Origin of the sequence: Azospirillum lipoferum (genome assembly GCF_024170005.1) — a bacterium.
GTDB lineage: Bacteria > Pseudomonadota > Alphaproteobacteria > Azospirillales > Azospirillaceae > Azospirillum > Azospirillum lipoferum.
Genome location: NZ_JALJXJ010000001.1, coordinates 651,062 through 663,093 on the forward strand (window position 1 = coordinate 651,062; position 12,032 = coordinate 663,093).

Consider the following 12,032-nt stretch of genomic DNA (forward strand, 5'->3'; position numbering starts at 1 on the left):
CATGGAAACCTTGTCGGCCCTTCTCTATCTCGTCGCCTCCATCTGCTTCATCATGGCGTTGCGCGGGCTGTCCAGCCCGGAAACCTCGCGCCAGGGCAACATCTACGGCATGGTCGGCATGACCATCGCCATCCTGACCACGCTGGCCTCGCCCATCGTCCAGTCCTACTGGATGATCGTGCTCGGCATCGCCATCGGCGGCGCCATCGGCTACGTCGTCGCCAAGAAGATCGAGATGACGGCGCTGCCGCAGCTGGTTGCCGCCTTCCACTCGCTGGTCGGCCTCGCTGCCGTCTTCGTGGCGCTCGCCGCCTTCTACTCGCCGGAGGCCTACGGCATCGGCCTGCCCGGCGCCATCGCCAAGGGCTCGCTGGTCGAAATGGCGCTGGGCACCGCGGTCGGTGCGATCACCTTCACCGGCTCCATCGTCGCCTTCGCCAAGCTCCAGGGGCTGGTCACCGGCAAGCCGCTGGTCTTCCCGATGCAGCATCCGCTGAATGCGGCACTGGGCGTGCTGACCGTCATCCTGATCATCTGGCTGGTGCAATCGAACTCGACCGCCGCCATGTGGCTGATCATTCTGGTGGCGCTGGCACTGGGCTTCCTGCTGATCCTGCCGATCGGCGGTGCCGACATGCCAGTGGTGATCTCGATGCTGAACAGCTACTCCGGCTGGGCGGCCTGCGGCATCGGCTTCACGTTGCAGAACAACCTGCTGATCATCACCGGCGCACTGGTAGGCTCGTCGGGCGCGATCCTGTCCTACATCATGTGCAAGGGCATGAACCGCTCGATCTTCAACGTCATCCTCGGTGGCTTCGGTGGCGAGGCTGCCGCGGCGGGTGGTCCTGCCAAGGGTCCGCAGGGCTCGGTCAAGGCCGGCTCGGCCGAAGATGCCGCCTACATCATGAAGAATGCCCAGTCGGTCATCATCGTCCCCGGCTACGGCATGGCGGTCGCCCAGGCGCAGCACGCGTTGCGTGAAATGGCCGACGTGCTGAAGCATGAAGGCGTGGACGTGAAGTACGCCATCCACCCGGTGGCGGGCCGCATGCCCGGTCACATGAACGTGCTGCTGGCCGAAGCCAATGTGCCCTACGACGAGGTGTTCGAGTTGGAGGACATCAACCGCGACTTCGGTACGGCGGATGTGGCCTTCGTCATCGGCGCCAACGACGTGACCAACCCGGCGGCCAAGACCGACCCGTCGAGCCCGATCTACGGCATGCCGATCCTGGATGTGGAGAAGGCCAAGACGGTGTTCTTCATCAAGCGCGGCATGGCCGCCGGCTATGCCGGTGTCGAGAACGAACTGTTCTTCCGCCCCAACACGATGATGCTGTTCGGCGACGCCAAGAAGGTCACCGAAGAGGTCGTCAAGGCGATGGAAGCCTGATCGGTTTTCACGAGCAGTTGACCGAAACGGGCGCGGGAGGCGAGGCTTCCCGCGCCTGATTCTTTTGGGCCGATAACGACAAGAGAGGATACGGAAGCCATGGCCGCCTACATCATCGCCGACGTGCGCGTGACCGACCCGGTCGCCTATGAGGTCTACAAGTCGCTGACCCCCGACGCGATCGCCAGGAACGGCGGGCGTTTCCTCAGCCGCGGCGGCGAGACGGCGGTGCTGGAAGGCGATTGGCAGCCCAACCGCATCGTCATCCTGGAGTTTCCCGACATGGCGACCGCCAAGGCCTTCTACGACAGTCCGGAATACCGCAAGGCGCGCGAGGCCCGGCGCGACGCAGCCGATTTCAAGATGATTGTCGTGGAAGGCCTGTAACATCCAGCCTGCGACGTCTGGCGGGCATGGTTACCAAGCGTTACACAAGCCCGTCCGAGGGACACACCGCTGCAACATGGCGCCGTTAACGCTTACCGTCACAAAGAGCCAGCCGTTGCCCTCCGCCGGCTCATCCACAGTGACGAAGGCCAAGCCATGGACGATGATGATCTCTCCGACCCGTTCGATTCGCACATCACGCTCTGGACACGCATCGCCATGGCGATCCTGATGGTCGGAGTTTCGCTCTGCGGTGTATCCCTCTACCTGCTGACGGAAACCTGAGGTCGAACCATCCTGGCCGCGCCGAACCCACAGTTTCCGCGGCTTTTCAGTGGCTTTCGCACTACAGTAAAACAAAAAATAATCGTTAAACGGCGAATTCCCTTTTCCTGTTATGTGGAAATCGCTCTTCTCCATCCGTGCAACCGTGCTAAATAGCGTCGGAACCTTAGCCGAGGACGATCCGATGCTCCGCCTGACCCGTCGCTCCACCCTTGCCGCCCTGGTCGCCCTTGGAACGGCTGCCGCCGCCATGCCCGGCACCGTGCGTGCCGCCGATCCGGTGAAGCTGGAAATCGGCTATATCCCGATCCTGGCGGCGTCGCCGCTGTTCATCGTCGACGGGCAGGGTTGGGCCAAGGACGCCGGGATCACGCTGAAGCTGACCCGTTTCGAATCCGGGCCGCACGCCATCCAGGCGATGGCTGCCGGCCAGATCGATTTGCTCTATGCCGGCGTGGCTCCCGTGCTGGTCGCCCGCACCAAGGGCGCCGACATCTCGGTCATCGCCAATTCGGCGGTGGAGGAGATGGTGGTCGCCGCCCGCGGCCCGTTCGCCAAGTCGATCGGCGCCACCCCGACCGCGGAGTCCTTCAAGAAGTTCACTGCCGACACCGGCCGCAAGCCGAAGATCGGCACCCAGCCGCCGGGCTCGGTTCCCGACACCGTGCTGAAGCACTGGCTGTTCAAGGTGGTGAAGGTCGATCCGGCCGATGTCGAACTGGTGCCGATGGGCATCGAGAAGACGCAGCAGGCCCTGCTGGCCGGCGCGCTCGATGCTGCTACCATCCGCGAGCCGACGGTGACGGTCACCCAGCAGATGGACCCGAATGTCGTGTTGGTCGCCACCGGCGCCCAGATGTTCCCGGACCAGCCCGGCACCGTGGTCTCCGCCCGTGCCGAGGTGCTGAAGAAGAACCCGGACGCTATCAAAGCGCTGGTCAAGGCCCACATCCGCGCGGTCGAGCTGATCGCCAAGGACCCGGCTGGTTCCGCCAAGATCGTGAACAACTATCTCGGCAAGGGCCTGATGGAGCCGGCGACGCTGGAAGCCGCCTTCAAGGGACCGGGGTCGAAGTTCGTCGCCGATCCGCATTCCGTGGTGCCGGCGGTGGAGAAGATGATGGCCTTCACCAAGGAGATCGGATCGGCCGGGGAGACCATTCCGGTGGCCGAGGCCTTCGACTTCAGCTTCTACGACGCCGTCGCCAAGTAAGACGGCCGGTCCAGGGACATCGACAAGCCGATGAAGACCTATAACAAGATCGCCCTGTCGGCGCTGGGCGTCATCGTCTTCCTGCTGGCGTGGGAAGCGGTGGCACGCAGCGGCGTGGTGCCGGCCCGGCTGTTGCCGTCGCCGAGCGCCGTGCCCGCCGCCTTCCTGACCGAGTTCAACAGCGGCACCTGGCAGGCGATGGTGCTGGCCAGTCTGTCGCATTATCTGGTCGGGCTGTCGCTGGGGACCTTCCTCGGCGTGTCGTTCGGGACGGCGGCGGCGCTGTGGGGCAAGTGGGACGCCTTCCAGGCCTGGGTCGTGCGCATGCTGCGCCCGATCCCGGCCATCGCCTGGATCCCCTTCGCCATCATCTGGTTCGGCGTCAGCGAAGGGGCGGCGTCCTTTCTGATCGCGCTGACGGTGTTCTGGATCAACTATTATGCCAGCTATGCCGCGGTACGCGGGGTGGATAAGGACCTGATCGAGCTTGGCTATGCCTTCGGTCAGGGCGGTCTGATCCCGCGCCTGTTCAAGATCATCCTGCCGGGCGCCCTGCCGGGCATCCTGTCGGGCCTGCGCGCCGGGCTGGGGCAGGGCTGGATGACCGTGGTCGCGGCCGAACTGTTCGGCATCTCCGGCCTCGGCATGCGGATGATGGAGGCGTCGGGCCTGCTGGCGACCCACATCGTCGTGCTCTACATGGTCACCATCGCGCTGCTCTACGGCGTGTCGGATTTCCTGTTCATGCAAGTTCAGTCGCGGGTGCTTTCATGGCAGCGGTGACCCTCTCCAAGACCGCAATCGCGTCGGTCATCGACCTTGAGGATGTGTCCATCGGTTACGGCAAGGACGCGCCGCCGGTTCTGGTCGACGTCAATCTGTCGATCGAGCGCGGCAGCTTCGTCGCCATCGTCGGCCCGTCTGGCGTCGGCAAGTCGACGCTGCTGCGCGTCGTTGCCGGCCTGCACACCGCACGTAGCGGCGGCGTCACCATCCACCAGGACCAGCGCCCCGGCCATCGTCCGGTCGGGCTGGTGTTCCAGGATGCCCGCCTGTTGCCTTGGCGCCGGGTGATCCGCAATGTGGAGTTCGGGCTGGAGGGGCTGCCGGTCAGCCGTGACGAGCGCCGCCGTCGGGCCGAGGCCGCGCTGAAGCTGGTCCGGCTGGACGGCTATGCCCGCCGCTGGCCCTATGAACTGTCGGGCGGCCAGCGCCAGCGTATCGGCATCGCCCGCGCCATGGCGGTGGACCCGGACATCCTGTTGATGGACGAGCCGTTCGGCGCGCTCGACGCGATCACCCGCCACAACTTGCAGGACGAGCTTCGCCGCATCCATCAGGAGACCGGCAAGACCGTGCTGTTCGTCACCCACGATCTGGAAGAGGCGGTGCATCTGGCCGACCGCATCATCGTGCTGGGCGGCACCCCGGCCCGCGTGGTGCGCGACGTGCGCAACAGCGCCGGCCGGGATGGGGCGGTGTTCCGCGATCAGGTGGAACAGCTGCGCTCCGAGATCGCGGACAATTACAGCATCTGAGGGGTGGGGCTTTTACCCCACCTCCATCATCAGGCTGGTCGGATAGCCGGCGTCCTTCATCCGGCCGATCAGCGTGTCGACATGGGTCTGGTTGCGGGTTTCCAGCACGACGTCGACCTCGGCCATCTTCACCGGCACATTGTGGAACAGGCGCTGGTGGTGGACCTCGACGATGTTGGCGCCGGCCTCGCCCAGCAGGCGGGTGACGCGGGCCAGCGCGCCGGGGGCGTCGGTGATGCCGATGCGCAGGCGGACGATGCGGCCCTCATAGACGAGTCCGCGCATCAGCACCTGCGCCATGATGCGGGAATCGATGTTGCCGCCGGACAGCAGGATGCCGACCTTGCGGCCGCGGTAGCGCTCCGGTTCCTCCAGTACGGCGGCGAGCGCCGCCGCACCGGCCCCCTCGGCGACCTGCTTCTGCACGGTGGCGAGGCGGTAGACCGCTTCCTCCAGCCGGGCTTCGCCCACCTCGACCACGTCATCGACCAGGGTGCGGATGATCGGCAACGTCAGGGCGCCCGGCGCCTTCACCGCGATGCCTTCCGCCACCGTCGCGCCGCCGCAGGTGATCGGCTGGCCGGCCAGCGCCTGCCGCACCGCCGGATAGAGGCTGCATTGCACCCCGACGATCTCCAGGTCCGGGCGCAGCGCCTTGGCCGCGGTCGCCATGCCGGCGATCAGCCCGCCACCGCCGATGGGAATCACCAGCACGTCGAGGTCCGGCACATCCTCCAGCAGTTCCAGTGCGGCGGTGCCCTGGCCAGCGGCGACCAGCGGGTCGTCGTAGGGATGGACGAAGGTCAGCCCGTCGCGCGTCGCCAAGTCATGAGCGAAGGCGGCGGCCTCGCTCAGCGTTTCACCATGCAGTTCGACGGTGGCGCCGAGATTCTCCGTCCGCTCCACCTTGGTGAAGGGGGTGAAGGCCGGCATGACGATGGTGGAGCGGATGCCCAGCCGCGTGGCATGGCAGGCCACCGCCTGGGCATGGTTGCCGGCGGACATGGCGATGACGCCGGCGTGGCGCTCCGTCTCGCCCAGCGACAGCAGCTTGTTCAGCGCGCCCCGCTCCTTGAACGAGGAGGTGGCGTGCAGGTTCTCCAGCTTCACGTGCATCCGGCAACCCGCCATGTCCCCCAGGCGGGGAGCCGGAACCGTGGGCGTTCGGGACAGGTGCCCCGCGATGCGCGCCGCCGCAGCGCGCACGTCCTCCAGAGTTATGGTCATTTCGTGTTTGTCCCGGTGTTGCGTGGTGTGAGTGTCAGCACCTCCGCCCCTGCCGAGACCAGCGTGCCACGGTCGCCGGCCAGACGCAACGAACCGCCGTCGCGCCACAGCTCAACCAGATCGCCCCAATGGCGGGACCAGATGTTGCCGGACTGGCCGGTGGCGATCACGAAACGGGAGTTGTCGAGGTCGGCCAGATCATAGACCGCGCGGAACCCGGCGCCCTGGACATGACGGAACGGATTTCCGGGATCACGGATGGTGGTCGATCCGCGGTTCACCGTGAAGAAATCACCATCGGTCTCCACCGACAGGTCGGCCTTGCCGCCGATCAGCGGCACGCGACTCAGCATCCGGTGGACCAGAGCCACCGTGTGGTCATCGCCCCAGCGCCAGCTTTTCGGGCTTGAGCCGTGACGCTCGGCCAGTTGCTTGACCGCCGTTTCCAGCGAGCGGCCGATCATGTCGGCGCAGCTTTCCTTCTGCGGCGTGGTGACATCGTCGCACCACTCCGGCCGCTCCTTCAGGACATGGCGCAGAGGCTCCGGCCGCAGGTCCCAGTAGGAGGCGAAGTCGGGGCCCAGCTCGTCGGCGAAGACCGCGCGGACCAGCTCGCGCAGCCAGGCGGTGAAGATCAGCGGTTCCGGCCGGTTGCGGTCCATCCGCCCGTCCCAGCCGCGCAGCAGGGCTGCGGCGTCGCTGGCAAGGCCGGGCGGGGTCGGGTACTTCAGCAACTCCGGCAGGAAATCGCGGGCGGGCAGGGAGACGATGTCCATCTGCTGCCGTGCCACATCCTCGACCGAATGGCGCCCGTTGCCCAGCATCTCGACGATGCGTTTGGCGCGGGAGGGATCCGGCCATTCGGTGGCGAGGCGATAGGGATAATCGCGCCCGACCACCGCGTTGTTGGCGTTGACGAACTGGCCGGTCGGCGGGTTCACCGCCTGCGGCAGGGCGTAATAGGGCAGGAAGCCGGTCCAGTCATACTCGCCGGCCCAGCCCGGAACCGGCACGCGGCCGTCGCCCTTGCGGCGAATCGGCACCCGGCCGGCGGTGATGAAGCCGACCTCGCCGGTCACGTCGGCATAGACGATGTTCTGCTGCGGGGCGACATGCAGGCGCAGCGCGTCGCGCACGCCCTCCGCCGATCCGGCATGGTTCAGGCGGTAGAGCGCCTCGGCGCTGGTGTCGTCGTCGGCGAGGCCGGGGAAGGAGAGCGCCAGCACCGGCGCGGTTCCCCCCGCCGGTGCGACGTCGAGGTCGGAGATGACCGGGCCATGCCGTGTGCTGCGCACGGTCAGCGTCTGCGGAGCCTCGCCGGCGATGGCGATGGTTTCGGCCCGCGTCTCGAATTGCTGGCTGCCGTCCGGCGTCAGGTAGCGGGCGGGGTCCTGCGGGTCCGGCTTCTCGACAAACAGATCCTGGGTATCGCTGTGGGTGGTGGTGAAGCCCCAGGCGACCTTGCCGTTATGGCCCAGGATCGTCAGCGGAACGCCCGGCACGGTCGCGCCGGTGACGGTGAAGCCGGGCGTCACGATGCGGGCGAGGTACCAGAGGATCGGCGCCTCAAGCGCCAGATGCGGATCGTTGGCCAGGATCGGCTTGCCGGTCGTGGTCCGCGCACCGGTCAGGACCCATTCGTTCGACGCGGTGTCGAAGCCCATCTGCGGCAGGGCCGCCAGGGTGCGGCGCACGGTTTCCCGCATATCCATTCCACGCAGGTCGCTCGCCAGCGTGGTGGGAGACCCAGGGGCGTCGGGCGGGAACAGGTCGTCGAGCTGTTGCGGCGACAGCCGCTCCAGCACGCGGGAACGGAACAGCTCGTCGCGGTAGTTGGCGGACAGCTGCAACGCCATCAGCTTCGCCCAGACCAGACTGTCGGCGACGGTCCAGGGCTCCGGCGTGTGGCGCAGAAGCTGGAATTCGACCGGCAGCGCCTCCGACCGGGTGGCAAGATAGGCATTCACGCCCTCGGCATAGGCCTCGAAGGCGGTGCGGGCGTCGGGCGACAGGGTGGCTGCCATCGCCTCCGCCGCGCGGCGGATGCCCAGCATGCGCATCAGCCGGTCGGTGCGCAGCGCGAAGTCACCGTATTTGGTGCCGATCAGCTCGGCCAGCCGGCCGGCGCCGGCCCGGCGCATCGTCTCCATCTGCCACAGCCGATCCTGGGCGTGAGCGTAGCCCAGCGCGCGGTAGGCGTCACGCTCGGTCGCGGCAAAGATATGGACCACACCCTGCTTGTCGCGGACGACCTCCGCCGGAGCGCCGTCGCCGGGGATGGCGACCGAGCCGCTGGTCTGCGGCTGCTGTGCCCGCATCCACCAATACGCACCGAGCAGAGCCACCGGGGGCACCAGCACCAGCACGCCTGCGACGGCTGCAACCTTGCCCCAGCGCCCGCGCGGCAGGCGCATGCGTGGGCGATAGGAGGGGCGATAGAAGGGGCGACCGGGCGGTGCCGATTGCGGCGGCACACCATAGGGCTGCTGCTGGGGATAGGGCTGGCCGGGCGGTTGCGCACCCGTGGGATGGACGGCGGGAGGATAGGTTCCCGGCGGATAGGCATGAGGCGGATAGACCGGTTGTTGCTGCGTCTGGTGGGGAGCCGCCGGATAGCCGGTGTAAGGCGGAGCAGCGGGGGGAGCCGGGCGGGACAACGCACGCGCCAAGGCGGCGCGGAGGTGGAAAGCGCAGGTCTCGCCGGCGCGGATCAGGGAACGGCGCAGCATCACGGTCCGTGAGAGAGAAGGGGAGGCGGCGACGGGCGGGGGTCGCCAGGGGGGCTCGTTCGGGTGGCGGATGCTAGTCTGCCGGCCGCCGGCCCGTCCAGGGTTGCATCGGTGGAGTCGGGCGCTTTTTCGTCCCGCTGCCCCCTTATGCCGCCGTGTTCAGAATCTCGCGCAGCATCGGGGCGGAGACCGGCTTGTGGATCAGGCGGTGTCCACTGCGCTGGACCTCGGCGATACGGGCAGGGTCGGTGTCGCCGGTCAGCACCACGGCGGGGACGCGCACGCCGCAGACGCCGTAGATGTCGCGGATCGCCTCTACCCCCGTCCGTCCTTCGCGCAGGCGATAGTCGGCGACGATCATCGCCGGCTGACGGCCGAGATTCAGCAGCGAAGCGATCGCCTCGTCGGCGGACACCGCGGCGACGACCTCGTAGCCCCATTCCTCCAGCATCGCCCGCATGCTGAGAAGGATGATGGTGTCGTCGTCGACGACCACGATCAATCCCTTGGCGTCCGGCAGTTCGGCCGGGATGCGAACCGGCTTCGGGATCGGGCGCGGCAGCGCCACCGGCAGGTCGAGGAAGAAGCCGCTTCCCCGGCCAGGAGTGGAGCGCACCGTCACCCCATGCTCCAGCAGACCGGCCAGCCGCCTCACGATGGCAAGGCCGAGGCCGAGGCCCTTGCGCCGGTCGCGCTCCGGGTTGGCGAGCTGGGTGAACTCCTGGAAGATGTCCTGCGTCTTGTCGGCGGGAATGCCGATGCCCTGGTCCAGCACCGCCAGCCGCAGCACGCCGCGACGGCGTAGGCAGCCGACCAGAATGTCGCCGCGTTCGGTGTAGCGGATGGCGTTCTCGATCAGGTTGCGCAGGATGCGCTCCAGCAGGGCGGGATCGCTGCGGGTCCAGGCGGAGGTCGGGACATGGCGCAGCGTCAACCCCGACTCGGCGGCGCGGATGCGGTATTCCTCCGCCAGCCGGTCCAGCAGGGGGCCGAGCGCGAAGTCGGTGACGCTCGGCTTCACCACGCCGGCATCCAGCCGGGAGACGTCCAGCAGGCTGTCCAGCATCACCCGAAGCCCGTTCAGCGAGTCGGTCATGCTGGCCAGCAGCGGAGCCGTCGGATGGTTCTCCAGCTTGTCCGACAGGGCGTGGGCGAAGAAGAACAACGATTGCAGCGGCTGACGCAGATCGTGGCTGGCAGCGGCCAGGAACTTGGTCTTGGCACGGTCGGCGCGCTGGGCGTCGTCGCGGGCCTGCAGCGCCTCGACCCTGGCCGCCTCCGCCTCGTCGCGGGCGCGCAGGATCGCTTCCTCCGCCGCCTTGCGGGCGGTGATGTCGCGCATGATGCCGGTGTACATACGGCGTCTGCCGACATGCCATTCGCCGACCGACAGGTCGAGCGGGAAGGTGGATCCATCCTTGCGCAGCCCCATCACCTCGCGGCCGATGCCGACGATCCGCCGCTCTCCCGTCCGGTGGTAACGGTCGAGATAGCCGTCATGGGCGCTACGGTAGGGTTCCGGCATCAGCATGTTGACGTTGCGTCCGATCACCTCGTCGGCCTGATAGCCGAAGGTCTTCTCCGCCGCATGGTTGAAGGACTCCACGGTGCCGTGGTCGTCGATCAGGATGATGGGGTCGACCGCAGTATCGACGATGGCGCGATAGCGTGCCTCCTGCTCCGCCGACCGCTCTGCCTGTTGCCGGCGGTCGAGCAGCGACGACAGCATCGCCAGCGACAGCAGAAGCAGCGTCCCGGCGCCGGTCATGATCGCCAGCAGGGAAGAGGACAGGGCGATTCCCTGGCCGGAGTGTGTTGCTGCATGGGGTAGGACTGCCCGGTTGGCGTCGGCTCCCCCAATGGTCGCAGTGCTCAGCTCCGTCACCGGCTCCATACCGGCGGCGGCCATGCCGGTATAGTGCATCGTCACCACCCCCAGGCCCAGCAGGACGGCGCCGGCGGCCCGCTGCATCGGGCGGCTGGTGCGGAAGGCCAGCCACAATGCCGCCGTCGAGGCGACGATGGCGACGATCACCGAAACGGCGACCAGAGCCACGTCATAGGACAGGTCCATGTCCATGCGCATGCCCGCCATTCCCACATAATGCATGCTGACAATGCCGAGCCCGGTCAGCGTTCCAGCAATGGGCAATCTAAAATAGTTGGTATCGCGGCTTCGCGCTACCGCGAACAGGCCGGCCCCCGATACTCCGACAGCCAGCAGAAAGGACAGCGCGGTCAATCCGGCGTCATAGCCGATGGGCATGTCGCTGCGGTAGGCAAGCATGCCGATGAAATGCATCGACCAAATACCGGCGCCCAGCGCCAGTGCTGCACCGGCAAGCCGCCGATTGTCGCCCGAACCTTTGCCGGTCTCGCCCCGCAGGCCCGATGCAAGCGGTTGGCCCGCCACGCCGTTGCGGGAATAGTGGGCGAGATCCAGCGCCACATAACCGCCGAATACGGCGATCACATAGGACAGTGCGACGAGAAGGGGGTCGTAGTGGCCGGGCACGGTGGATTGACTGTTGTGAGGAGGCGTTCGGGGAAGGAGCAGAATCGATTGTGTGTGTACAGGAACAATTTGGGTCAAGGTGCCAGCCCCGTCCCACGAACGAAAGGCTCGCCTTGGTGGTAGACAGGGACCTAGAACCTCCGGCGGACTATTTCCAATGAACAGCACTCTCCCTCCTGGGGCGCAAAGCCACCCCGCCTCGTCCGGACGGCCATCCCAGCCGCGTCGGCTGCTGTCCCGGTTGTTTCGGCCGCTCGCGATCCTGTTCGCCGTCGGGTATTTCCTTCTGGACGCGCTGGCCTACTGGGTCGTGCGGCCGGTGGTCGGCCGATTCGCCCGCCTGCCGCTGTTCACGCGGTTCGGACGGTGGGTGGCCGGGCTGGGACCTTATCCGTCGCTGGTCCTGGTCCTGGTGCCGCTGGCCCTGCTGGAGCCGGCGAAGCCGGTCGGCGCATGGCTGTTCGCTACCGGCCGGCCGATGACCGGCGCCGCCGTGATCGTCGGGGCGGAACTGGTCAAGATCACCCTGGTGGAGCGGCTGTTCCACATCGCCAAGCCGAAGCTGCTGACCATCGGCTGGTTCGTCTGGGGTTATGTGCGGGTGACGGCTTGGCTCACCTGGCTGAAGGACGCCCCTCCGCTGCGTACCGCCCGCCGCATGCTGGGCGCAGTCCGGGAGTTCGCGCGCCGCGTGGGTCAGCGACTGTCGCTGATGGTACGGCGGGCGGGGAGGGGGTGAGCG

10 protein-coding genes are annotated in these 12,032 nt (G+C 67.3%); 7 read left to right on the forward strand and 3 right to left on the reverse strand.

Going from position 1 to position 12,032, the window contains the following annotated elements; genetic code table 11:
* Position 1: 1 nt before the first annotated feature.
* The 6 genes from J2848_RS03140 to J2848_RS03160 all read left to right on the forward strand — a co-directional run bounded on the left by J2848_RS03140 (position 2) and on the right by J2848_RS03160 (position 4,819).
* Positions 2 to 1,396, forward strand: a complete 1,395-nt coding sequence (locus tag J2848_RS03140) for an NAD(P)(+) transhydrogenase (Re/Si-specific) subunit beta (protein ID WP_149233640.1) — start codon at positions 2 to 4, stop codon at positions 1,394 to 1,396.
* Positions 1,397 to 1,495: 99 nt separating this feature from the next.
* On the forward strand, positions 1,496 to 1,783 hold the full coding sequence (locus tag J2848_RS03145; RefSeq protein WP_149233639.1) for a DUF1330 domain-containing protein: 288 nt from the start codon (positions 1,496 to 1,498) through the stop codon (positions 1,781 to 1,783).
* 156 nt (positions 1,784 to 1,939) lie between these two features.
* Positions 1,940 to 2,068: a hypothetical protein gene (locus J2848_RS35845; RefSeq protein WP_281288637.1), complete on the forward strand. Its 129-nt coding sequence runs from the start codon at positions 1,940 to 1,942 to the stop codon at positions 2,066 to 2,068.
* 184 nt (positions 2,069 to 2,252) lie between these two features.
* The gene (locus J2848_RS03150) at positions 2,253 to 3,281 is read left to right on the forward strand and encodes an ABC transporter substrate-binding protein (RefSeq protein ID WP_149233638.1); all 1,029 of its coding nucleotides are present in this window, start codon (positions 2,253 to 2,255) and stop codon (positions 3,279 to 3,281) included.
* Between the two features lie 30 nt (positions 3,282 to 3,311).
* Complete coding sequence (locus J2848_RS03155; protein WP_109052199.1) at positions 3,312 to 4,064, forward strand: ABC transporter permease; 753 nt, start codon at positions 3,312 to 3,314, stop codon at positions 4,062 to 4,064.
* Positions 4,052 to 4,819, forward strand: coding sequence for an ABC transporter ATP-binding protein (locus J2848_RS03160; protein ID WP_149233637.1), 768 nt, complete (start codon positions 4,052 to 4,054; stop codon positions 4,817 to 4,819). Before J2848_RS03155 ends, J2848_RS03160 begins: the two co-directional genes overlap by 13 nt.
* Before the next feature lie 12 nt (positions 4,820 to 4,831).
* On the opposite strand, the gene J2848_RS03165 is transcribed toward J2848_RS03160, so the two are convergent.
* The 3 genes from J2848_RS03165 to J2848_RS03175 all read right to left on the reverse strand — a co-directional run bounded on the left by J2848_RS03165 (position 4,832) and on the right by J2848_RS03175 (position 11,290).
* Positions 4,832 to 6,046, reverse strand: coding sequence for a threonine ammonia-lyase (locus J2848_RS03165; RefSeq protein WP_149233636.1), 1,215 nt, complete (start codon positions 6,044 to 6,046; stop codon positions 4,832 to 4,834).
* Positions 6,043 to 8,775: a penicillin acylase family protein gene (locus tag J2848_RS03170; RefSeq protein WP_149233635.1), complete on the reverse strand. Its 2,733-nt coding sequence runs from the start codon at positions 8,773 to 8,775 to the stop codon at positions 6,043 to 6,045. Before J2848_RS03170 ends, J2848_RS03165 begins: the two co-directional genes overlap by 4 nt.
* 145 nt (positions 8,776 to 8,920) lie before the next feature.
* Positions 8,921 to 11,290 carry a hybrid sensor histidine kinase/response regulator gene (locus J2848_RS03175; RefSeq protein WP_149233634.1) on the reverse strand — a complete coding sequence of 790 codons (2,370 nt, stop codon included), beginning with the start codon at positions 11,288 to 11,290 and terminating at the stop codon, positions 8,921 to 8,923.
* A 157-nt stretch (positions 11,291 to 11,447) separates the two neighbouring features.
* Between J2848_RS03175 and J2848_RS03180 the strand changes: the two genes are divergently transcribed.
* Positions 11,448 to 12,029, forward strand: coding sequence for a hypothetical protein (locus tag J2848_RS03180; protein ID WP_149233633.1), 582 nt, complete (start codon positions 11,448 to 11,450; stop codon positions 12,027 to 12,029).
* Positions 12,030 to 12,032: the final 3 nt, after the last annotated feature.

What these genes read in the sequence shown, in the direction of transcription:
- J2848_RS35845 (WP_281288637.1), top strand. Translation starts at nt 1,940, where the DNA reads ATGGACGATGATGATCTCTCCGACCCGTTCGATTCGCACATCACGCTC.
- J2848_RS03155 (WP_109052199.1), top strand. Translation starts at nt 3,312, where the DNA reads ATGAAGACCTATAACAAGATCGCCCTGTCGGCGCTGGGCGTCATCGTC.
- J2848_RS03180 (WP_149233633.1), top strand. Translation starts at nt 11,448, where the DNA reads ATGAACAGCACTCTCCCTCCTGGGGCGCAAAGCCACCCCGCCTCGTCC.
- J2848_RS03170 (WP_149233635.1), bottom strand. Translation starts at nt 8,775, where the DNA reads ATGCTGCGCCGTTCCCTGATCCGCGCCGGCGAGACCTGCGCTTTCCAC.
- J2848_RS03160 (WP_149233637.1), top strand. Translation starts at nt 4,052, where the DNA reads ATGGCAGCGGTGACCCTCTCCAAGACCGCAATCGCGTCGGTCATCGAC.
- J2848_RS03165 (WP_149233636.1), bottom strand. Translation starts at nt 6,046, where the DNA reads ATGACCATAACTCTGGAGGACGTGCGCGCTGCGGCGGCGCGCATCGCG.
- J2848_RS03145 (WP_149233639.1), top strand. Translation starts at nt 1,496, where the DNA reads ATGGCCGCCTACATCATCGCCGACGTGCGCGTGACCGACCCGGTCGCC.
- J2848_RS03140 (WP_149233640.1), top strand. Translation starts at nt 2, where the DNA reads ATGGAAACCTTGTCGGCCCTTCTCTATCTCGTCGCCTCCATCTGCTTC.
- J2848_RS03150 (WP_149233638.1), top strand. Translation starts at nt 2,253, where the DNA reads ATGCTCCGCCTGACCCGTCGCTCCACCCTTGCCGCCCTGGTCGCCCTT.